This window comes from Amycolatopsis sp. NBC_01480, from assembly GCF_036227205.1.
Taxonomy (GTDB): Bacteria; Actinomycetota; Actinomycetes; order Mycobacteriales; family Pseudonocardiaceae; genus Amycolatopsis.
Map to the genome: position 1 here is coordinate 5,915,563 of NZ_CP109442.1, position 20,202 is coordinate 5,935,764.

Genomic DNA, 20,202 nt, shown 5'->3' on the forward strand with positions numbered 1-20,202 from the left:
GTACGCCCGGGCGGCCCCGGTGATCGCCTAGCGCGGGTCGGGGGTGACGCCGGTCAAGCCGGCCGTCAGGTCCCACAGGGCGGGGCCGGTGACGGGGTTGCCGGCGGCCCGCACCGGGCGCACCTTCGTGGGGTAGCCGTGGACGCCGCCGAGGCCGCGGGGGCCGACGTAGTCGCCGCCCTGGATGTCGGGGGCGGTGGCGGCGTACAGCTCCGGCAGGGCGCCGAGGCCGACGTTCTGGGACAGCAGGAACTCGCCCGCGTGGTGGATGGCCAGGATGGCCGAGCGGACCGCCCGGTTGCCGTACGTGCGGGCCATGCCGACGCTCAGCCCGGTCGCGGTGTAGCCGGGGTGTGCGAGGACGCTCAGCACCTTCGAGCCCTCGGCGCGCAGCCGCCGGTCCAGCTCCAGCGCGAAGACCTGGTTGGCGAGCTTGGCCTGCCGGTACGCCGTGGCCGGGTTGTAGTGGCGGTGCTCGAAATTCGGGTCGTCCAGGCGGATCTGCGCGCCGATCGCGGCGATGCTCGAGAGCGTGACCACGCGGGCGCCGACGCCGCCGCGCAGGGCGGGCATCAGCAGCCAGGTCAGCGCCGCGTGGCCGAGGTGGTTGGTGCCGAGCTGCAGTTCGAAGCCGTCGGCGGTCTTGCCGCGGGCGGTCGCCACCACGCCGGCGTTGTTGATCAGCACGTCGAGGGCGTCGCCGGTCAGCTGGCGCACGGCCGCGGCCGCCGCGTGCACCGAGGCCAGGTCGGCCAGGTCCAGCGTCACCAGCTCCGGCGCGGCTCCGGACGCGACCGAGCGCACCCGTTCCAGCGCGGTCGCGCCCCGCTCGGCCGAGCGGCACGCGAGCAGCACCCGCGCGCCGCGGCCGGCGAGCACTTCGGCGGTGCGCAGGCCGAGGCCCGAGTTGGCGCCGGTGACCACCACCGTCCGTCCGGCCTGGTCGGGGATGTCGGCCTCGGTCCAGCGCGGGTCCATGGGTCTACCTAACTACACCTCACGCACTGGGGGCGAGCAGGCGCATCAGGTGGCCCATCGGGCTGCGCCGGCGGACCGGGCAAGCGTCGCCGGCGCGCACCAGCGCGTCCAGGGTGTGCCCGACCTTGGTGATCTCTTCGGACGGCTCCCCGGCCTCGGCGAGACCGGAGGTGATGGCCAGCATCCGCAGCTCACCCTCGTGCAGCTGGGCGAGCGAGGGGTACCGCGTCTGCGCGCCGTCGAGGACCGCGCGCAGGGTTTCGTTCTCGGACTGCGCCCGGCGCCACGCCCGCGAAACGGCGTCGACCTGGTCGCTGTCGACGGTTTCGGCCGCGGCATCGGCCGGGTCGGCGAACTCGGCGCGCAGGTGCCCGCCGAGCAGTTGGCTCCACTTGTAGTGCATGGCCAGCAGCAGGTTCTCTTGACTGCCGAAGGCGTCGGCTGCGCCGGGGATCTCCTCCAGCGTCAGCGGTTCGCCGGGTGCGCGCCCCGCGTGGCGGATGGCGGCTTCGAGGATTTCCCGGCGTCGGTAGAAGTCGGTCCAGCTCATGTGTTGGCTTCCCTTCCGTGACCCTGGCCATACCGCAGGTTTGCGGCATACTCCCGGTACGGACCTGACAGCAGGAACATACCATGGGTATGGAGAGACACCCCCGGCGTAAGGTTGTGAGCGTGCCGACAATGAGGTCCCGACGTCTCGACTACTCGGAGTCGACCCGCTCCGCGCTGGTCGAGTCCGCCGTCGAGCTGTTCACCAAGCGCGGCTACGCGGGGACCTCGCTCGACGAGGTCGCCAAGCGCGCCCGCGTCACCAAAGGCGCGCTGTACCACCATTTCAGCGGGAAGCAGGCATTGTTCGAAGCCGCTTTCGAATCGGTGGAAAGCCTGGTCTACGACCGGCTCGAGAAGATCATGACCGGCCCCGGCACGCCGTGGGAACGGGCGCTCGGCGGGCTGAACGCGTTCATCCGGAGCTGCCTCGACCCGGCGTACCAGCGGATCGCCATCCACGAGGCGCCGGTGGTGATGGGCTGGGAGCGCTGGCGCGAGGCCGAGGAGCAGTGCAGCTTCGGCCTGGTCCGCTCGGGCCTGCAGTCCCTTGTGGACGCCGGCGAGGTCGAGCCGGTGCCGGTGGACGTCACCGCGCGGCTGCTGTTCGGCGCGCTTTCCAGCGCGGCCACGGAAATCGCCAGCGCGGCCGACCCGAAGAAGGTCAGCGGCCAGATCGAAGACGTCATCGTGCGCATGCTGCTGCGGATCCGGCAGCCCGGAGACACCAGCGAGCAGCCCGCCGCGAGCTGATTAGGCTGGCGGCCATGGACTTGAGGATCTTCACCGAGCCCCAGCAGGGCGCTTCCTACGACGATCTGCTGCGCGTGGCCAAGACGACCGAAGCCGCCGGCTACGACGCCTTCTTCCGCAGCGACCACTACCTGGCGATGGGCGGCGGCGACGGGCTGCCCGGCCCCACCGACGCGTGGATCACCCTGGCCGGGCTGGCCCGCGAGACCAGCCGGGTGCGGCTGGGCACACTGGTCACCGCCGCCACGTTCCGGCACCCGGGCCCGCTCGCGATCGCCATCGCGCAGGTGGACCAGATGTCCGGCGGCCGGATCGAGTTCGGCCTCGGCTCGGGCTGGTTCGACGCCGAGCACACCGCGTACGGCCTGACGCTGCCGCCGCTCAAGGAGCGCTTCGACCTCTACGCCGAGCAGCTGGAGATCATCACCGGGCTGTGGAAGACGCCGGTGGGGGAGAAGTACTCGTTCTCCGGCAAGAACTACACCCTCGTCGACTCGCCCGCGCTGCCGAAGCCCGCGCAGTCGCCCGCGCCGCCGGTCATCATCGGTGGCGGCGGCAAGAAGCGGACGCCGGAGCTGGCGGCCCGCTTCGCCGACGAGTTCAACCTGCCGTTCGCCGACCAGGAGACGGTGTCCGCGCAGTTCGCCCGCGTGGACGCCGCGGCCGAGGCGATCGGGCGCGACCCCAAGGAGATCCTGCGGTCGGTCGCGCTGACCGTGGCGATCGGGCGTGACGACGCCGAGGTGGCCCGCCGGGCCGAGGCGATCGGCCGGGACCTCGGCCAGCTGCGCGCCGACGGACTGGCCGGGACCGCCGCCGAGGTCGTCGACCGGATCGGGCAGTGGCGGGAGAAGACCGGCATCACCCGGCTCTACCTGCAGGTGCTGGACCTCGCGGACCTCGACCACATCGAGTTCATCGCGGCCGAGGTCGCGTCCCAGCTGTAAAAGCTCGTGAGTGGCTATGACGGTTCTAACCGTCGTAGCCACTCACGAGTCAGTTCTGCAGGGCGAAGGTGACGCCGGGGGCCTTCGGCGCCTCCGGGCGCGGCAGCCAGCGGTCCTCGTTCACCGGCAGCTCGCCCTCGAGCGCGGCCAGCACGGCTTCGCGCGCCATCGGCAGCACCTCTTCGACGGTGACGTCGCGGTCCAGCTCGGCCGAAAGCGACGTGACGCCGGCGTCGCGGATGCCGCACGGCACGATCGCGTCGAAGGCCGACAGGTCGGCGTTGCAGTTCAGCTCGAAGCCGTGCATGGTGACGCCGCGCTCGATGCGGATGCCGATGGCGGCGATCTTGCGCTCGATCCCGCGGTCGTCGGCCGGCAGCCACACGCCGCTGCGGCCCTCGACGCGGCCGGTGCGCACCCCGAGCCGCTCGCACACGACGATCAGGGCCTCTTCCAGGCGCTGCACGTAGTGCATGACGTCGATCGGGTCGTCGAGCTTGAGGATCGGGTAGCCGACCAGCTGGCCCGGCCCGTGCCAGGTGATCTTGCCGCCGCGGTCGACGTCGATCACCGGGGTGCCGTCGGCGGGCCGGTCGGCGGGCTCGGTGCGCTTGCCGGCGGTGTACACCGAGGGGTGTTCCAGCAGCAGCAACGTGTCCGGGCCGGTGTCGTCGGCGCGCGCGGCGAGGACCTCGCGCTGCAGGTCCCAGGCCTCGGTGTACGCGATCGTGCCGAGTTCCCGGACGTCGACGGGTTCGCTGGCGGCACGGCAGGAAGGGCTCGAAGAACTCACCCGTCGAGGCTACGCCCGTCCCGCCCGGAAACGGGCAGGAGCCGGAGTGCGCTCGCTGACACCAGCCCGACGCCGAGCACCGCCAGCACCGCGCCGACGGTGTCGGTCACCCAGTGCACCCCCAGCACGACCCGGCAGGCGGCCGCGAGCACCGTGATCACGGCTCCGACCACGGCAGCTTTCCTGGCCAGCCGCGGCGCGAGCCAGGCCGCGAGCAGCACGACCACCAGCGCGGCCGAGGCGACCGACACGACGTGGCCGCTCGGGTAGCTGAGGTCCGGGTATTCGCGTGGCCGCTGCCGCAGGAAAACGGGCTTGAACACGACGCTGGTCAGCCGGCAGAGCACGAGGACGGCCGCGAGCTTCAGACACAGCGGCAGGTGCGCGCGGTTGCGCAGTACGAGCGCGATCAGGGCGACGCCGACCACGATGGGGAGGACTGGGCCGAGGACGTTCGTGACCACTCCGGCGACCTGGCCGGCGGGCTGGGAATCCTGGCCGCGCAAGGCATCCGCGACGGCTTGGTCCAGCGCCAGGGGGGTTCGGTCGACCAGGAGGCCGAGGACGAGGAAGGCGGCCAGGAGGACGATGCCGGTTGCCAGCCAGCGGATTCTGGGGATGATCATGACGCCACCTGGTGGGGTGGCTGATTGACCGGGGATGTGGTGGCGCGCGGCGATGGTTGTGGTTGGCGTGCCAGTGAGCCGGGCAGACCGGGCTGGGGTTGGCATGCCGGTGCGCAGTGTGGCCACGCCCGGGAATCGGTTGGCGGAGGCTGGGGCGTGTGAGCCTGCGGGCCGGTCCAGAGCGCGGGTGCCAGTGCGCGGTGTGGCTGCGCCTGGGGATCGGGTGGCGGCTGCGGCGGGCGCGTACGCGAGTCGAGTTGGCGTGCCGGTGCGGGGTTCGGCGACATCCGGGTCTTGCGCATCGAGGGCCGGGCGCGCAGCCGGGCGCAAGTCCCGGAGCGGCAGCGGAATCTGGTCACGTCGCCGAGGCCAGGGCGCTTTCGAGGGTTTCGTGGCGGAAGACGTAACCCACGCGTTCCAGTTCACGCGGGACGGCGCGCTGGCCGAACAGCGCCATCTCCTCCGCGGCCTGCCCGAGGGCCAGCTTCAGGGCGAACCCGGGTGCCCGCCACGGCGCCGGGCGGTGGACGGCGCGGCCCAGGGCCCGGGTGAACTCCGTGTTGCTCACCGGGGCCGGGCCGGTGAGGTTGACCGGGCCGGCGAGGTCGTCGCGGGTGAGGGCGTGGATCAGGGCGCCGACCTGGTCGTCGAGGGAGATCCAGGACATGAACTGGTGGCCGTCGCCGAGGCGGGCGCCCAGGGCGAGCTTGAAGAGCGGGCGCAGCAACGCCATCAGGCCGCCGTGGCGGGACAGCACCAGGCCCGTCCGGACCGACACCACGCGGGTGCCGGCCGCGGTGGCCGGGGCGGTCGCCGCCTCCCAGGCCGTGCACAGTTCGGCAAGGAAGCCTTGGCCTGCCGGGGAAGTCTCGTCGAGGACGGTCGAACCGCTGTTGCCGTAGTAGCCGACAGCGGAGCCGTTCACCAGCACCCCGACGCCGTGCTCGGCGACGGCTTCGGCCAGTACCTCGGTGGGCTCCACGCGGCTGTCGAGCAGCACCTGCTTGCGCATCGCGCTCCAGCGGCCCGGAAGCAGCGGCGCGCCGCACAGGTTGACGACCGCGTCGACGCCGGTGAACGCGCCCTCGTCGATCCGGGCGGACGGCGGGTCCCAGCCGCGTTCGTCGGCGGCCCGCGCGTCGCGGCGCACCAGACGGAGGACGTCGTGGCCGGACGTCCGGAGCCGGACTGCCAGCGCCGTGCCGATGAGCCCGCCGGAGCCCGCGATGAGTACCCGCATGCCTGAGATCGTGTCCTATCCGTTCTGGTTCCGCACGCCCGGTCCCAGTTGGCCGGCGATGTCCGCCGCCGCGGTCAGCAGGACCAGCGCGGGGATGGTGGCGGCCGGGCGCAGCCGGTAGCTGCCACGGCGGTCCTGCTCCACCAGCCGGGCGCCGGTGAGGGCCTTGAGATGGTGGTACAGCTGGCCGGGCGAGCCCAGCTCGGCCGCCTCCTGCAGGGCCGCGCCGGTCTGCGCGCCGTCCTGCGCGAGTGCGCGCACGAGCGCGATCCGGACCGGGTTGGCCAGCGCGGCCAGCACCTCGACCCGCGGGCCGTCGGGCAGCGCCAGCACGGCGGGGGCCGCCAGCCGGATGGCCCAGCGCAGCTCGCCCGGCTCGGTCAGCTCGCCCTGGTAGCCGACGGCGCCCCCGGGAGTGTCCGGAATGGACTCCTCCGGCCGGCCCTCGAGCGCGGCCACCCGCCGTTCCAGCGCCGCGAGGCGCTCGGCCAGGTCGGGATCGTCGGTCATGGACTCAGTGTCCCAGCGCGCGCCAACCCGGTGAAGCCGCCCGGCGTGGCGAGGCTGCCGATCGCGGCCTCGATCAGCGGGACGGAGTTGGCGAAGTCCACATCGGACACATTCGAGAGCATCAGCACCCCGGTGCCGGCACGTCCGGGTGCGAGCAGGTCCAGGCCGATGGTGAGCACCCCCGGCAGGCTGCCGCCCTTGAACAGCACCGAGTCCGCGCCCGGCGGCACCTGGTCCGCCAGGCCGAGCGCGAGGACGTCACGGGCGAGCGCGGCGGCCTTCCCGCCACCGGTGGCGAGCGCGCGGTGCAGCGCGAACAGGCCGGTCGCCGGGCCGCGGCCGGTCCGGGCGACCCACGCGAGCGTCGACTCCGTGGTCGGCGGGTGCGAGAACGCTTGGGGCAGCACGAGTTTCCGGAACCCGGGGTCACGCGCGAACCGGTCCGACAACGCGTCGCCGACGGCCCGGCGCACCAGCACCGGTGTGCCCGCCGGCGGCGCGTACTCGGGGAAGAGCCACAGCAGCGTCTCGCCGCCGAACATGCGCAGGTCCGGGTTCGGCCAGCCGCCCTTCGCCGCGGCCGCGCGCAGGGCCGGGTCGCCGAGGCGGGCGCGCAGGTAGTCGGCCGCGGCGTTGTCGCTGAACAGGATCATCGCCTCGGCCAGCTTCTGCAGCGGCACCCGCTGTTCCGGGTCCTTCGCGACGCCGTACTCGTCACACGGGACGCCCAGCCAGGTCAGCGCGCTGTGGTGCGAGCCCGAGCCGATCAGGCCGTCGCCGAGGTAGGGATGACGGGCGTCCCACTCGCCCAGCCGGATCGGCTCATCCGGGTTGATCCGGCCCGCGGCGACGGCGGCGGCGTAGGCGGCCAGGTGCACGACCTTGATCGCGGACGCCAGCACGCGCGACTCGTCAGGACGGTGCCGGAGCCGGTGGCCGGTGCCGTAATCCGCGACCGCGGACACGTCGGCGCGGTGGGCGGCGAACCACTCGAGCCAGCCCTCCGGCGTCGAGGTGTCCGGTGGCGCGGCGTTCGCGGTCGCGGGCAGCAGGAGGGCGGCCGAGCCGGCGGCGGCCACGGCGGTCAGCAGGCTTCGTCGGGTGAGCATGGCCCTACGGTACTCTGAAACTCCGTAATTCCGGAATAACGGAGTCCGCGGAAACGGCGAAGGCCGCCGCACCCGTGGGGGAGTGCGGCGGCCTTCGCTGCGGGAACGGAGCCTTACAGACCCAGCTCGTCCTCGAAGTTGCCCTCTTCCAGACGCTGCTTGATCGTGGTCAGGAAGCGGCCGGCGTCCGCGCCGTCGACCAGGCGGTGGTCGTAGGTCAGCGGCAGGAACACCATCGAGCGGACGGCGATCGTGTCGTTGCCCTCGGCGTCGGCCACCACGACCGGGCGCTTCACGACGGCGCCGGTCCCGAGCATGCCGGACTGCGGCTGCACGATGATCGGCGTGTCGAACAGGGCGCCGTTGCTGCCGATGTTCGTGACGGTGAAGGTGCCGCCCGACAGCTCGTCCGGCTTGATCTGCCCGGCCCGCGCCCGGCCCGCCAGGTCGGCGATGCGGTGCGCGAGACCGGCCAGGCTCAGCTCGCCGGCGTCGTGGATGACGACGGAGAGCAGGCCTTTGTCGGTGTCCACCGCGATGCCCAGGTGCACGGCGCCGTGGTAGGTGATCTCCTTCGTGTCCTCGTTGTAGGACGCGTTGACGTTCGGGTGCTGCTTGAGCGCCTCGACCGTCGCCTTGGCGAAGAACGGCAGGAACGTGAGGTTGACGCCCTCGCGCTCCTTGAACGCCGCCTTCGCGCGCTGGCGCAGCTTGGCGATCTTGGTGACGTCGACCTCGTGCACCTGCGTGAGCTGCGCGGAGACCTGCAGCGACTCGCGGGTCTTCGACGCCGTGATCTGCCGGATCCGGCTCGCCTTCTGGACCGTGCCGCGCAGGGCGGCGATGTCCGGCGAGACGGCGGCCGCACGCGGCTTGGCCGCCGCGGCCGGGGCGGGCGCCGACGCGGCCTGCGGGGCGGCAGCGGCGGGCGCCGGGGCGGCCGCCTTCTGCTTGGCCTCGGCCGCGGCGAGCACGTCCTGCTTGCGGATCCGGCCGCCGACCCCGGTGCCGGTCAGGGCAGTGAGGTCGATGTCGTGCTCCGTGGCGAGCTTGCGCACCAGCGGGGTCACGTACGGGCCGTCCGCCGAGCCGTTGTCCGAAGTGGACGCAGCGGACGGAGCGGGCGCGGCGGCCGGGGCGGGCTTGGCAGGCGCCGCGGGTGCGGCGGGCTGCGGCGTCGGCTCCGGCTTGGCCTGCTGGACCGGCTCGGGCGCGGGCGTCGGTGCCGGCGTGGGAGCAGGCGCCGGGGCGGCCGGGGGCTTCGGGGCCGCACCGGCGGCACCGATCACCGCGAGCACGCCACCGACCTCGACGGTCTCGTCCTCACCCGCGCGGATCTCCAGCACCGTGCCGGCGACCGGCGAGGGGACCTCGGTGTCGACCTTGTCCGTGGAGATCTCCAGCAGCGGCTCGTCGACCTCGACCGCGTCGCCGACCTGCTTCAGCCAGCGGGTGACGGTGCCCTCGGTGACGCTCTCGCCCAGCTCGGGCAGCTTCACCTCGGTGCCTTCGCCGCCGGCCGCGGGCGCGGTGTCCGGCTGGGACGGGGCCTCGGCCTGGGCCGGCTCGGGAGCCGGCTCCGGCTGCTTCTCTTCGGCGGGCGCGGCCGCTTCGGCCGGCGCCGCGGGAGCCGAGGACTCGGGCACGCCGCCGGTGCCGTCGTCGATCACGGCGAGCTCGCCGCCGACCTCGACGGTCTCGTCCTCCTGGGCGCTGATCTTCACAACCGTGCCGGCGACCGGCGACGGGACCTCGGTGTCGACCTTGTCCGTGGAGATCTCCAGCAACGGCTCGTCGACCTCGACGGTGTCGCCCTCCTGCTTCAACCACCGGGTGACGGTGCCTTCGGTGACGCTCTCACCGAGCTCCGGCAACGTGACGGAGTAGGCCATCGTTCGCTGACTCCCTTGATCTGTGAAACGTGGTGTGGATTCTGCCGGTGAGACGTCAGCTGTGCACGTGCAGCGGCTTGCCGGCGAGGGCAAGGAACGCTTCACCGAGGGCCTCGGTCTGGGTGGGGTGCGCGTGGATCAGCGGGGCGACGTCCTCCGGGAACGCCTCCCAGCTGTAGATCAGCTGCGCTTCGCCGATCAGCTCGCCGACGCGGTCGCCGACCATGTGCACGCCGACGACGGGGCCGTCGGGGGCCTTCACCAGCTTGACCCCACCGGAGGTCTTGAGGATCTGGCTCTTGCCGTTGCCGCCGAGGTCGTAGGTGAACGTGGTGACGTCCGCCCCGTACTTCTCCTTGGCCTGCGATTCGGTGAGGCCGACGGAGGCGACCTCGGGGTGGGAGTAGGTGACGCGCGGGATGCCGCTCTCGTCGATCGCGCGCGGGGCCAGCCCGGCGATCTCCTCGGCGACGAAGATGCCCTGCTGGAAGCCGCGGTGCGCGAGCTGCAGGCCGGGCACGATGTCGCCGACGGCGTAGACGCTCGGCAGGTTGGTGCGCAGGCGGTCGTCGGTGAGCACGAAGCCGCGCTCGATCTTGACGCCGGCCTCCTCGTAGCCGTGCCCGGCCGAGTTCGGGCCGCGGCCGACGGCGACCAGCAGCAGGTCCGCCTCGATGGTCTCGCCGGACTCCAGCGAAACGCTCACGCCGTTGTCGTCCTGCTTGGCACCGGTGAACCGCACGCCGGTCTTGAAGGCGATCTTGCGGCGGCGGAACGCGCGCTCGAGCTGCTTGGAGGCGAACTCGTCCTCGTTCGGCACGAGCCGCGGGAGCGCCTCGACCACGGTGACGTCGACGCCGAAGGAGGCCCACACGCTGGCGAACTCGACGCCGATCACGCCGCCGCCGAGCACCACGACCTTCTTGGGCACGTAGTCGAGCGAAAGGGCCTGCTCGCTGGCGATGATCCGGCCGCCGAGCTCGAGGCCGGGCAGGGTGCGGGAGTAGGAGCCGGTGGCGAGGATGACGTTCTTGCCCGTGTGCCGGGTGCCGTCCACCTCGACCGTGGTGCCGCCGACGAACGTGCCGGAGCCCTCGACCAGGTTGACCTTGTGGGCCTTGGCCAGGCCCTGCAGCCCCTTGTACAGCCGGGAGACGATGCCGTCCTTGTACTTGTTGACACCGGCGATGTCGATGCCTTCGAAGACGGCCTTGACGCCGACGGAATCGGCCTCGCGGGTCTCGTCGGCGACCTCGGCGGCGTGGAGCAGGGCCTTGGTCGGGATGCAGCCCCGGTGGAGGCAGGTCCCGCCCAGCTTGTCCTTCTCGATCAGCGTGACGGAAAGGCCCAGCTCGGCCGCGCGGAAGGCCGCGGCGTAGCCGCCCGATCCGCCTCCCAGGATCACAAGGTCGGCGGAGGTGTCGGTCACTTCAATAACTCCTCGGCAGCGTTAGGGGTGAAGCTCTGTTGCCGCCCGGCGCGGTATAAACGCGCGCGCGACAACGCCATCTTGTCACTACGCTGATTCGGCTTGCGACCTAGCCGGGCGAAGGCGGCTTCCGCGACACCGACCACACCCGGGCCCGGGAATAATGGAAGTCGGACACGAGCAGGAAGAGAGGTGGTCGGAGTGGGGATCTTCGACTCGCTGCGCCGGCGGGGCCGCGGTGGCCGCCCGGGCACGACGCGCAAGGCCAGCTCCGAGGACACCCGGCACCTGGAGGAATGGGCCGCGGCCCGGCGCGGGGTGGAGGCCTACGTGGAGCCGAAGACGAACGTCACGGAGGCCACCGTGGTCCTCGTCGCGCACGACGGCGAGTGGACCCGGCGGCGCATCGGCGGCCTCGAGTCCGCCCAGCAGTTCGGGCACCGGCGGTCTATCCCGGTGTACGAGGTGGCCCGGGTCGGTTACCCCAAGCGCATGCGTGAGTACACCGAGCGAAAGAAGCGCGGTCAGGCGCCTGGGTGAGGTTCCTCACCCCGCGCCGGGCGGGTCAGCCGGCGGCCTCCAGCAGCCGCAGGTGGTGCTCCAGCAACGCGCGGAAACTCGGGTGCGCCGTGCTGCCGAACACGACGTCGACCTCGACCGTGTGCCACTGGCCGCCGGTCGCGGTGAGCAGCACCACGGCGGGCTCGGAGACGATCACCACCGGGCCGTCCGCGCGGAGTTCGCGCGCGGGGAGCAGCCGGGGGAAGACGACGTCCGCGGGCAGCCCGTCGGCCGTCCGCAGGAATTCCCGGTAGTCGGCGGGCAGGGTTGTGCCCAGTCGCGTTTCGGCTGCGGTGACGTCGCTTTCGGACGCCGGGGCGGGAGCTTGCTGACCGCGTAGCCGCACGATCGCGGCGACCAGTTCGGGCCAGCTGCCGGCATCGGCGGGATAGCGCTCGCGCAGGGCGGCGACGAGCGCGGCGGCGCACTGCTCCGGCCATTCGGGACCGAGTCCGAGCGGGTCGGCGCCGGCCACGAGCCGCGCGGCGAGCGGGCGGGTCGCCCCGAGCGTGGCGACGTCCGGACTGGCGTGGCCGGCGACGAGCGCGGCCCACCCTTCGAGGTCGCCCTCGGCGAGCGCGGTGCGAACCGGGTCGGGCCGTCCCGGCGCGAGCCCGGAGACGACGCCCGCGATGGGCGAGCCGTCGAAGACGCCCTCCAGCTCGGACACCCGGCGGGTCAGGAGCGCTTGGTGGGCTTGCTCTTCCGCATCGAGGTCCAAAGGGGACAGTGCGTCTGCCCATTGTGGACGGACGCCGCGCGCCTCCGCCAGCATCGCCCAGGCCCGCGCCCGCACGGCGTCGTCCGCCAGCCGCGTGACGGGCCGCTCGGTCACCTGCCGCCACTGCGTGACGAGCCGGTCGGCTGACTCGGGCGCACCCGCGGTGGCGAGCAGGAGCGCGGCGTGGCCGACCCGCCGGTCGACGGTCGCCTCGTCGCCGGTGAGGACGTCGCGGACCGCTGCTTCGAGGTACTCGTCACGCTCCATGGGCGCGAGGGTGCCACAAAGCCGTGAAGGCCTCCTTACCCGCGTGCGACGCGGGCAAGGAGGCCTTCACGGACCTGTCGGAAAAGCGGGGTCAGCCCTGCTCGGCGATGTCCGCCAGCACCGCGGCGATCGTGCGGACCGGGACGCCGGTGCCGCCCTTTCCGGTGTAACCCCACGGGCTGCCGGTGTGGTACGCCGGGCCCGCGACGTCGATGTGGGCCCACGGCAGGCCCTCGGCCACGAACTCGCGCAGGAAGATGCCGGCTGCGAGCATGCCGCCCCAGCGGTGGCCGGTGACGTTGGCCAGGTCGGCCAGGCGGGAGTCGAGGTCGGCGCGCAGCTCCTCGGGCAGCGGCATCGCCCAGCCGCCTTCGCCGGTGGCCTGCATGATGCCCGCGACGCGGTCGCGGAACTCGTCCGAGCCCATCACGCCCGCCGTGCGGTTGCCGAGCGCGACGACCTGGGCGCCGGTGAGCGTGGCGGTCTCGATCAGGTAATCCGGGTTCTCCTCGGCGGCGCGCACGATCGCGTCGGCCAGCACCAGGCGGCCCTCGGCGTCGGTGTTGAGCACCTCGACGGTCTTGCCGCCGTACATGGTCAGCACGTCGCCCGGCCGGTACGAGGTGCCCGAGGGCAGGTTCTCCGCCAGCGGGATGTGCGCGGTCACCTCGACCGGGTACTTGAGCTTCGCGGCCAGCACCACCGAGGCCAGCACGGCGGCGGCACCGGACATGTCGGAGGTCATGTTGTCCATGCCCGCGGCGGGCTTGATCGAGATGCCGCCCGAGTCGAACGTGATGCCCTTGCCGACCAGCGCGACCTTCTTGACCGCCTTCGCCGGCTTGTAGCCCACGCGCAGCAGGCGCGGCGGGCGCGAGGAGCCGACGCCGACGCCGAGGATGCCGCCGAAGCCCTGGCGCTTGAGCGCCTTTTCGTCCAGCACCTCGAAGTCGAGGCCGCCGGCCTCGGCGAGCTTCTTCGCGCGGTCGGCGAAGGAGGCCGGGAACAGGTCGTTCGGCGGGGTGTTGATCAGGTCGCGGGCGATGATCACGGACTCGGCGATGGCGGTCGCGGCCTTCAGCGTCGCCTTGTGCTCACGCGGCGCGCCGTCCGCCGGGCTGACGAAGTCGGCCTTGGCCAGCGGGGCGTCGCCCTTCTCGGAGCGGTACTCGGTGAAGGTGTACGCGCCGAGCACGAGCCCCTCGACGGCGGCCTGCAGGTCGAGCGCGGACAGCGTGACGAACGCGCGCTCGGTCCCGGCCAGCGCGCGGCCGGCGGCACCGGCGGCGCGGCGGACCTGCTCGGCGGTGACGGTGCCGTCAGCCTGCTTTCCCAGGCCCACGGCCAGCACCACGGAAGCCGGGAGCTTGCCCAGCGTCGGCACCTTGACGACCTCTTCGGCCTTGCCGCTCGCGCCGAGCGTGGCGAGCACGCCGGCCAGCTTGCCGTCGAACGCGGCGTCGGCGAGGGCGGCGCCGTCGGCCAGCGTCGGGCCGTTCTCCCCCTGCAGGGTGCCGATCACCACCACGTCGGCGCGGGTCTTGGCCAGTGCCGCCTCGCTGTTGTCGGAGAGGGTTAGCTTCGGCACGGTCACTTCTGGCTCCTCGCGCGTTCACGGTGGTACCGGGCGGCGCGCCCGGACGGATCGTGAGCCATGCTAATGACACGCGTGGCCGGACGTCGGAAGGGGACCATCGTGCGCCTGGGGGGAGGGCTCCTCGTCGTGCTCGCGGTGGGGGCCGCCGGCGCCGGTTACTGGGTGCTCGCGGGGGTGGTGCTGGCCGCGGTCGCCGCCGTTTCCGCCACCCGGCTGCCCGCGCCCGGCGACACCCGGGCCGACCGGTATGCCGGCGGTTTCGCCCGGCTCGCGCTGGTCGTGGTGTACGCGATCGTGTTCGGCGACTACGTGGTTCCCGGCGCCCCGGCGCCAGCAGCGGCGGGGCTCGTGCTGGTGGTCGCGGCCGCCGACCTGGCCGGGCTCCGGCTGCCGGCGGCGCTGCGCCGTTGGCTGACCGTGGCGTTGCTGGTCGCCGCCGCGGTGCTGGTGGTCCTGTGCTCGGTGATCGCGCCGGTGCCGGCCGGCGGCGGGATCGGGGCGCCGGACATCGCCGGGATCGTGGTGGCGGCGCTGGTCGTGCTGCCGTTCCTGCTGCCGGCCGAGGGGGACCGCGCACTGGGCCGGACCGTCACGCTCGGCGGGGTCGCGGTGCTGGTGACGCTGGTCGCGCTGGTGCAGCTCGGCCCGATCCGGCTGGGCCTGTCCGCGACGTCGTTCCGCGACTTGCTCTACGCCGCGGACGCCGGCCAGTTGCAGCCGTTGCTCACCGTGGCCGTGGTGCTCGCGACGGTCCCCGCCGCGCTGACCACGTTCACCGACGCGCGTTCACGGTTCGCGCCGGAAGGCGGCCTACTCGGGGCGGCCGGCGGGATCGTCGGCGCGGTCGCGGCACTGCTTCTGACGCCGTACGCGGCGCTGCTCGCGGCCGGCTTCGGCACGGTCGCCGAGCTGGTGCTGCGGGCCCGCGGGCGCCGCTACCGTGACGTGCATGAGTGATTACCGCTGGGAGCCGGGGCAGACCGTGGTCGAGCGGTTCGTCCGGCCCGACGGCAGCATCGGCCAGCACCACCCGTTGCGCGTGGTCTCCGACGACGGCCGCGTGCTGTTCGGCTGGCTCCCGATGGGCACGCCGATCGTCGGCAGCCGGCTCGCCGACGGCCGCAGGATGCACGAAGCCCCGCTCGAGGAGCGCTTCCGCATCCCGCGCGTGCCGGTGCCCGACATCTGGCACGGCACGTCCACGTTGCGGATGATCACCGAGGACGAGTGGTCGTCGGTCTGGTGGTTCTTCGGGCCGGACGGCGCTTTCCTGGAGTGGTACGTCAACCTCGAGCTGCCGAGGGGCCGCACCGCCGCCGGGCCGGACCGGATCGACGGCGTGCTGGACGTCGTGGTCACCCCGGACGGCGGCTGGCGCTGGGAGGACGAGGACGAGGCCGCGGAGGCCGTCCTCGCCGGACGGCTCACCGCCGCACAGCTGGACCGGCTGCGCGCGGAGGGGGAGCGGCTCGGCGCGCTGGCCGAGCGGCGGGCGTTCCCGTTCGACGGCACGCACACGGACTTCCGGCCGGACCCGGCCTGGCCCGCGCCGGAGCTGCCCGGCGGGCTGGGCTGACTCGGGCTGTGCTGACTCGCCTCAGCCGGCGGTGAGCAGCAGGATCCCGGCCAGCACGACGTTGACCACCAGCAGGATGATCACCGAGCGGGTGGGCAGGTCCGCCGCGAACACCTTGCCGTGCAGGCTGCGCCACCAGTAGATGCCGAAGCCGGCCGCGACGAGGCCGAGGAAGAAGCCGAAGCCGCTGCTGAGCAGGGCCCAGCCGACCATGCCGAGCAGGCCGGCGCCGAAGGTCAGCAGGACCGCCGTGCCGAAGGTCTTCAGGTCGGTGCCGAACCCGGGCTTGGCCGGAAGTGCGGGTTGTGAGGTCACGCCGCCATCCTAGTGGCGCCGCGCCGGGTCACGCTGCGGGCGCGGGAGTACGCGGCGTGTGAAATAGGCGGTCTTCCGACTAACGCGCCTCCGACCAAGCGCTATCGTCTAACCATGACGACAGCGACGCAGTTCACCCATGTCCCGAACTCGAGCCCCGCGAGCCCGGAACGCGTCGCCGAGGTACTCGCCCAGCCCGGGTTCGGCACCTTCTTCACCGACCACATGGTGACGGTGAAGTGGAACGCGGCCGAAGGCTGGCACGACGCGACGGTGGGGCCGTACGCGCCGTTTTCCCTCGACCCGGCCACGTCCGTGCTGCACTACGGGCAGGCGATCTTCGAGGGGCTCAAGGCCTACCGCCAGCCGGACGGCTCCATCGCCGCCTTCCGGCCCGACGCGAACGCCGAGCGCTTCCAGCACTCCGCCGAGCGGCTCGCGATGCCGGAGCTGCCGGTGGAGATCTTCCTCGACTCGCTGCGCGAACTGGTCGCGGTGGACGAGCGCTGGGTGCCGACGAAACAGGGCGAATCCCTTTACCTGCGCCCGTTCATGATCTCCACCGAGACCGGCCTCGGTGTCAACCGGCCGGCCGGCGAGTACGTGTACGCGGTGATCGCCTCGCCCGCCGGGCCGTACTTCAGCGGTGGCGTGAAGCCGGTGAGCGTGTGGCTGTCCACGGAGTACGTGCGGGCGGCGCCCGGCGGCACCGGGTTCGCCAAGTGCGCCGGCAACTACGCGGCGTCGTTCGTGGCGCAGGCGCAGGCCGTGGAGAAGGGCTGTGACCAGGTGGTGTGGCTCGACGCCGTCGAGCGCCGCTGGGTCGAGGAAATGGGCGGGATGAACCTGTTCTTCGTCTTCGGCTCGGGCGACGACGCCCGCGTGGTGACGCCGGAGCTGACCGGCTCGCTGCTGCCGGGCGTTACGCGCAAGTCGCTGCTGCAGCTCGCGCAGGGCATGGGCCACACCGTCGAGGAGCGCCGGATTTCCACCGAGGAGTGGGAGAAGACGGCCGCTTCGGGCGAGCTGACCGAGGTCTTCGCCTGCGGCACGGCGGCGGTCATCACGCCGGTCGGGCACGTCAAGCACGCGGGCGGCGAGTTCTCCGTCTCGGGCGGCGAGCCGGGCACGCTGACGATGAAGCTGCGTGAGGAACTGGTCGGCATCCAGGAGGGCACCCGCCCGGCCCCCGAGGGCTGGATGCTGCCGCTGCGCTGACCGGCGCCGCCTGCTCCGAAACGCCCCAATGTGGCGTTGGGTGCGTTGAACGCACCCAACGCCACATTGGTTGCTCCAGCCTTGCCCCACCGCCACCCTCAACCGAGGCGCTCCGCGCCCAGCCCTCATTCCACGCACCGAACGCCACATTGGGGCGCATCGGACGCGAGCCGGCCGGTTCAGGAAGCCTCGACCGGGACGAGCGGCCCGGAGACGCCGGACTGCTCGTGGGTGGTCATCTCGGCGAGCACCCGGGCCGCCATCATCAGCAGCGGCAGGGCGGTGACGGCGCCGGTCCCCTCGCCGAGGCGGACGTCGAGGTCCAGCAGGCCGCCGAGGTCGAGGTGCTCCAGGGCCAGCGCGTGCGCGGGCTCGCCGGTCAGCTGGCCGGACATCCACCAGCGGCGCGCGCCGGGCGCCAGCTCCTCGGCCACCAGCGCGGCGGCGCAGACCACGAGGCCGTCGAGCACCACGGGCGTGCGGCGGACCGCGGCCTGGGCCAGGAACCCGGCCATCGCGGCGATGTCGGCGCCCGAGGAGGTGCGCAGCAGCGCCAGCGGGTCGGCCAGGACCGCGCGGGCGCGGCGGAGCGCGTCGCGGACCGCGGCGGCCTTGCGCATCCACGCGTTGTCGTCGATGCCGGAGCCGCGGCCGACCACGGCCACCGGCTCGCTGCCGGTCAGCGCGGCGACCAGCACGGACGCCGGGGTGCTGTTGCCGATCCCCAGGTCGCCCGCGATGAGCAGGTCGGCGCCGCCGTCCACCTCGCTGTCGGCGATGGCGATGCCGGCGCGCACGGCGGCGCGGACCTCGTCGTCGGTGAGGGCGTCCTCGACGTCGATCGAGCCCGAGCCGCGGCGGACCTTGAACTCGCCGATCGACCGCATGGCCGACTCCCCGGTGTCCACGGCCATGTCGACCACGCGCACGCTCGCGCCGGCCGCGGCCGCGAGCACGTTGATCGCCGCGCCGCCGGTGAGCATGGTGCCGACGAGCTGCGAGGTCACCTCGGCGGGATAGGCCGAGACGCCGTTGCGCGCGATCCCGTGGTCACCCGCGAACACGACCACCCGGGGCCGGGTGAACGGCCGCGGCGGCGCCTGGCCCTGGCAGGCGGCGATCCACACGCCCAGCTCCTCCAGGCGGCCGAGCGAGCCGGCCGGCTTCACGAGCTTGCCGTGCAACGCGATGGCCGCCGACCGGGCCTGGTCGCTGGGCGGCTCGATCTCGCCGAACTCGATGCTGGTGTCCGCGTCCACGCCAGGCCTTTCTCTCGCCGGGGTACCCGGTGGCAAACCTACCGGCCGCCGCGGGAAAACCTCCGGCGCCCACCGCGGATCGCGCCCGGCGCGCTCGGCTGCACGCCGGGGCGCGCGGCCCAGTAGGGTCGCGCGACGTGCGGGAAACGACTGCGGCCGGGGTGGTGCTGGCCAGTGGCGCCGGCACCCGCGTCGGCGCCGAGCTGAACAAGGTGTACCTGCCCGTCGCGGGCCGGCGGGTGGTGGCGTGGTCGCTGGCGGCGTTCGCCGCGGTGGCCGAAGTGGGCGTGCTGGTGCTGGTCATCCGGCCGCAGGACGCGGAGCTGGCCGACGAGGTGCTGGCCGCGCACCCCGGCCCGGTCGAGATCGTGCCGGGCGGGGCGACGCGCCAGGCTTCGGAGCTGAATGCGTTGCGCCACTTGGCCTCGCGGATCGCGGACGGCAGCGTGGACGCCGTGCTGCTGCACGACGCAGCCCGGCCGCTGGCCTCACCGGAGCTGATCGCCGACGTGCTCGCGCGGACGCGGGAGCACGGGGGAGCGGTGCCGGGCCTGGCCGCCGACGACGTGGTCGCGGTGACCGGCGGCGAGACGGTTTCGGCGCGGGTCCCGGGCGCCATCCGCGTCCAGACGCCGCAAGGCTTCCGCGCCCAGCCGCTGCTCGCGGCGTACGAGCAGGCCGACGCCGAGGGCTTCCTCGGCACGGACACGGCCTCGTGCATGGAGCGGTTCTCCGCGCTGCCGGTGCGCTGGGTGCCCGGCGGCGCGGAGAACCTGAAAATCACCTACCCGCACGACCTGCTGGTGGCCGAACGGCTGCTGCGCCGCTGATCAGGGGCTGCGGGTCAGCGAGGCGTCGCGCTCGACGACGTCCTCCAGGGCCTCGTCGATCGCGGTGAGCAGCTCCGGCTCGAGCTTCACCCCGGCCGCCTTCACGTTCTCGTGCACCTGCTCGGGGCGGGACGCGCCGATGATCGCCGAGGCGACGTTCGGGTTCTGCAGCACCCACGCCACGGCCAGCTGCGCCATGCTCAGCCCGGCCTCGGCCGCCAGCGGCTCCAGCTTGGCGACGGCGGTGAGCGTCTTGTCGTTCAGGAAGCCCTTGACCGTGTTCGCGCCGCCGTTCTCGTCGGTCGCGCGCGAACCCGCGGGCAGCGGCTGACCGGCCTTGTACTTGCCGGTGAGCACCCCCTGCGCGATCGGCGACCAGACGATCTGGCTCAGCCCCTCGCGCTCGGACGCCGGCACCACCTGCGACTCGATCACGCGCCACAGCATCGAGTACTGCGGCTGGTTCGAGACGAACGGGACCTTCAGCTCCCGGGCCAGCTCCGCACCGCGGGTGATCTGCTCCGCGGTCCACTCCGAGACCCCGACGTAGAGCACCTTGCCCTGGCGCACCAGGTCGGCGAAGGCGAGCATCGTCTCTTCCAGCGGCACGCTCCGGTCGAACCGGTGCGCCTGGTAGAGGTCCAGGTAGTCGGTGCCGAGCCGCTGGAGCGACGCGTTCGCCGACTCCAGGATGTGCTTGCGGGAGAGGCCCTTGTCGTTCGGCCCCTTCGGCCCGGTGGGCCAGAAGACCTTGGTGAAGATCTCCAGGCTCTCCCGGCGCTGCCCCTTCAGGCCGCGGCCCAGCACGGATTCCGCGGCGGTGTTGGCGTAGACGTCGGCGGTGTCGAACGTGGTGATGCCCGCCTCGAGCGCCGCCTTGATGCAGGCCTGGGCCTGCTCCTCCTCGACCTGGGAACCGTGCGTGAGCCAGTTGCCGTAGGAGATCTCACTGATGTTGAGGCCGCTGCGGCCAAGTCGTCGAAACTCCATGGCGCACAGCCTAGGCGAAGTTGTTCGCCTCGCTAACGAACC

The 20,202-nt window shown here is 72.9% G+C and carries 21 protein-coding genes; 7 read left to right on the forward strand and 14 right to left on the reverse strand.

Annotated elements, in window-relative coordinates; translation table 11 throughout:
• Window positions 1–27: 27 nt before the first annotated feature.
• Window positions 28–978 (reverse strand): oxidoreductase, encoded by a 951-nt coding sequence (locus OG371_RS28315; RefSeq protein WP_329058267.1) that lies wholly within the window; start codon window positions 976–978, stop codon window positions 28–30.
• Window positions 979–997: 19 nt separating this feature from the next.
• The gene (locus OG371_RS28320; RefSeq protein WP_329058268.1) at window positions 998–1,528 is read right to left on the reverse strand and encodes a hypothetical protein; all 531 of its coding nucleotides are present in this window, start codon (window positions 1,526–1,528) and stop codon (window positions 998–1,000) included.
• Between the two features lie 131 nt (window positions 1,529–1,659).
• On the opposite strand from OG371_RS28320, the gene OG371_RS28325 reads away from it, so the two are divergent.
• Window positions 1,660–2,280: a TetR/AcrR family transcriptional regulator gene (locus tag OG371_RS28325; protein WP_329058269.1), complete on the forward strand. Its 621-nt coding sequence runs from the start codon at window positions 1,660–1,662 to the stop codon at window positions 2,278–2,280.
• Between the two features lie 14 nt (window positions 2,281–2,294).
• On the forward strand, window positions 2,295–3,227 hold the full coding sequence (locus tag OG371_RS28330) for an LLM class F420-dependent oxidoreductase (protein ID WP_329058270.1): 933 nt from the start codon (window positions 2,295–2,297) through the stop codon (window positions 3,225–3,227).
• A gap of 49 nt (window positions 3,228–3,276) precedes the next feature.
• Here OG371_RS28330 and lipB read toward each other — a convergent pair whose 3' ends face one another.
• The 7 genes from lipB to lpdA form a co-directional block, all read right to left on the reverse strand.
• Complete coding sequence (gene lipB, locus OG371_RS28335; RefSeq protein ID WP_329058271.1) at window positions 3,277–4,020, reverse strand: lipoyl(octanoyl) transferase LipB; 744 nt, start codon at window positions 4,018–4,020, stop codon at window positions 3,277–3,279.
• The gene (locus tag OG371_RS28340) at window positions 4,017–4,646 is read right to left on the reverse strand and encodes a phosphatase PAP2 family protein (RefSeq protein WP_329058272.1); all 630 of its coding nucleotides are present in this window, start codon (window positions 4,644–4,646) and stop codon (window positions 4,017–4,019) included. Before OG371_RS28340 ends, lipB begins: the two co-directional genes overlap by 4 nt.
• Window positions 4,647–5,001: 355 nt before the next feature.
• Window positions 5,002–5,886: a TIGR01777 family oxidoreductase gene (locus OG371_RS28345; protein WP_329058273.1), complete on the reverse strand. Its 885-nt coding sequence runs from the start codon at window positions 5,884–5,886 to the stop codon at window positions 5,002–5,004.
• Between the two features lie 15 nt (window positions 5,887–5,901).
• Window positions 5,902–6,396, reverse strand: a complete 495-nt coding sequence (locus tag OG371_RS28350) for an ArsR/SmtB family transcription factor (RefSeq protein WP_329058274.1) — start codon at window positions 6,394–6,396, stop codon at window positions 5,902–5,904.
• On the reverse strand, window positions 6,393–7,505 hold the full coding sequence (locus OG371_RS28355; RefSeq protein ID WP_329058275.1) for a serine hydrolase: 1,113 nt from the start codon (window positions 7,503–7,505) through the stop codon (window positions 6,393–6,395). Before OG371_RS28355 ends, OG371_RS28350 begins: the two co-directional genes overlap by 4 nt.
• Before the next feature lie 113 nt (window positions 7,506–7,618).
• Window positions 7,619–9,397 carry a 2-oxoglutarate dehydrogenase, E2 component, dihydrolipoamide succinyltransferase gene (gene sucB, locus OG371_RS28360; protein ID WP_329058276.1) on the reverse strand — a complete coding sequence of 593 codons (1,779 nt, stop codon included), beginning with the start codon at window positions 9,395–9,397 and terminating at the stop codon, window positions 7,619–7,621.
• A 55-nt stretch (window positions 9,398–9,452) separates the two neighbouring features.
• Window positions 9,453–10,826: a dihydrolipoyl dehydrogenase gene (gene lpdA / locus OG371_RS28365; protein WP_329058277.1), complete on the reverse strand. Its 1,374-nt coding sequence runs from the start codon at window positions 10,824–10,826 to the stop codon at window positions 9,453–9,455.
• A gap of 192 nt (window positions 10,827–11,018) precedes the next feature.
• Between lpdA and OG371_RS28370 the strand changes: the two genes are divergently transcribed.
• Complete coding sequence (locus tag OG371_RS28370) at window positions 11,019–11,366, forward strand: oxidoreductase (RefSeq protein ID WP_091629370.1); 348 nt, start codon at window positions 11,019–11,021, stop codon at window positions 11,364–11,366.
• Window positions 11,367–11,391: 25 nt separating this feature from the next.
• On the opposite strand, the gene OG371_RS28375 is transcribed toward OG371_RS28370, so the two are convergent.
• Together OG371_RS28375 and OG371_RS28380 are read right to left on the reverse strand one after the other, a co-directional pair.
• Window positions 11,392–12,375 (reverse strand): SMI1/KNR4 family protein, encoded by a 984-nt coding sequence (locus OG371_RS28375; protein WP_329058279.1) that lies wholly within the window; start codon window positions 12,373–12,375, stop codon window positions 11,392–11,394.
• 91 nt (window positions 12,376–12,466) lie between these two features.
• Window positions 12,467–13,969 carry a leucyl aminopeptidase gene (locus OG371_RS28380; protein ID WP_329058280.1) on the reverse strand — a complete coding sequence of 501 codons (1,503 nt, stop codon included), beginning with the start codon at window positions 13,967–13,969 and terminating at the stop codon, window positions 12,467–12,469.
• Window positions 13,970–14,071: 102 nt separating this feature from the next.
• On the opposite strand from OG371_RS28380, the gene OG371_RS28385 reads away from it, so the two are divergent.
• A complete protein-coding gene (locus OG371_RS28385) occupies window positions 14,072–14,929 on the forward strand; it encodes a sulfatase (RefSeq protein WP_329058281.1) in 858 nt (285 codons plus the stop codon).
• A complete protein-coding gene (locus tag OG371_RS28390) occupies window positions 14,922–15,548 on the forward strand; it encodes a DUF402 domain-containing protein (protein WP_329058282.1) in 627 nt (208 codons plus the stop codon). The genes OG371_RS28385 and OG371_RS28390 overlap by 8 nt, the downstream gene beginning before the upstream one ends.
• A 21-nt stretch (window positions 15,549–15,569) precedes the next feature.
• Here the strand turns inward: OG371_RS28390 and OG371_RS28395 are convergent, their stop codons facing one another.
• Window positions 15,570–15,863: a hypothetical protein gene (locus tag OG371_RS28395; protein ID WP_329058283.1), complete on the reverse strand. Its 294-nt coding sequence runs from the start codon at window positions 15,861–15,863 to the stop codon at window positions 15,570–15,572.
• A gap of 114 nt (window positions 15,864–15,977) precedes the next feature.
• On the opposite strand from OG371_RS28395, the gene OG371_RS28400 reads away from it, so the two are divergent.
• Window positions 15,978–17,081 carry a branched-chain amino acid aminotransferase gene (locus OG371_RS28400; RefSeq protein WP_329058284.1) on the forward strand — a complete coding sequence of 368 codons (1,104 nt, stop codon included), beginning with the start codon at window positions 15,978–15,980 and terminating at the stop codon, window positions 17,079–17,081.
• A 179-nt stretch (window positions 17,082–17,260) separates the two neighbouring features.
• Here the strand turns inward: OG371_RS28400 and cobT are convergent, their stop codons facing one another.
• A complete protein-coding gene (gene cobT / locus OG371_RS28405; RefSeq protein WP_329058285.1) occupies window positions 17,261–18,340 on the reverse strand; it encodes a nicotinate-nucleotide--dimethylbenzimidazole phosphoribosyltransferase in 1,080 nt (359 codons plus the stop codon).
• A 161-nt stretch (window positions 18,341–18,501) separates the two neighbouring features.
• On the opposite strand from cobT, the gene OG371_RS28410 reads away from it, so the two are divergent.
• Window positions 18,502–19,170 (forward strand): IspD/TarI family cytidylyltransferase, encoded by a 669-nt coding sequence (locus OG371_RS28410; RefSeq protein ID WP_329073284.1) that lies wholly within the window; start codon window positions 18,502–18,504, stop codon window positions 19,168–19,170.
• Here the strand turns inward: OG371_RS28410 and OG371_RS28415 are convergent, their stop codons facing one another.
• Entirely contained in the window at window positions 19,171–20,160 is a 990-nt protein-coding gene (locus OG371_RS28415) for an aldo/keto reductase family protein (protein ID WP_091629381.1), read from the reverse strand.
• Window positions 20,161–20,202 lie beyond the last annotated feature (42 nt).

What these genes read in the sequence shown, in the direction of transcription:
- OG371_RS28325 (WP_329058269.1), top strand. Translation starts at nt 1,660, where the DNA reads ATGAGGTCCCGACGTCTCGACTACTCGGAGTCGACCCGCTCCGCGCTG.
- OG371_RS28330 (WP_329058270.1), top strand. Translation starts at nt 2,295, where the DNA reads ATGGACTTGAGGATCTTCACCGAGCCCCAGCAGGGCGCTTCCTACGAC.
- OG371_RS28390 (WP_329058282.1), top strand. Translation starts at nt 14,922, where the DNA reads ATGAGTGATTACCGCTGGGAGCCGGGGCAGACCGTGGTCGAGCGGTTC.
- OG371_RS28340 (WP_329058272.1), bottom strand. Translation starts at nt 4,646, where the DNA reads ATGATCATCCCCAGAATCCGCTGGCTGGCAACCGGCATCGTCCTCCTG.
- OG371_RS28400 (WP_329058284.1), top strand. Translation starts at nt 15,978, where the DNA reads ATGACGACAGCGACGCAGTTCACCCATGTCCCGAACTCGAGCCCCGCG.
- sucB (WP_329058276.1), bottom strand. Translation starts at nt 9,397, where the DNA reads ATGGCCTACTCCGTCACGTTGCCGGAGCTCGGTGAGAGCGTCACCGAA.
- OG371_RS28415 (WP_091629381.1), bottom strand. Translation starts at nt 20,160, where the DNA reads ATGGAGTTTCGACGACTTGGCCGCAGCGGCCTCAACATCAGTGAGATC.
- OG371_RS28345 (WP_329058273.1), bottom strand. Translation starts at nt 5,886, where the DNA reads ATGCGGGTACTCATCGCGGGCTCCGGCGGGCTCATCGGCACGGCGCTG.
- OG371_RS28375 (WP_329058279.1), bottom strand. Translation starts at nt 12,375, where the DNA reads ATGGAGCGTGACGAGTACCTCGAAGCAGCGGTCCGCGACGTCCTCACC.
- OG371_RS28350 (WP_329058274.1), bottom strand. Translation starts at nt 6,396, where the DNA reads ATGACCGACGATCCCGACCTGGCCGAGCGCCTCGCGGCGCTGGAACGG.
- OG371_RS28355 (WP_329058275.1), bottom strand. Translation starts at nt 7,505, where the DNA reads ATGCTCACCCGACGAAGCCTGCTGACCGCCGTGGCCGCCGCCGGCTCG.
- OG371_RS28320 (WP_329058268.1), bottom strand. Translation starts at nt 1,528, where the DNA reads ATGAGCTGGACCGACTTCTACCGACGCCGGGAAATCCTCGAAGCCGCC.
- OG371_RS28315 (WP_329058267.1), bottom strand. Translation starts at nt 978, where the DNA reads ATGGACCCGCGCTGGACCGAGGCCGACATCCCCGACCAGGCCGGACGG.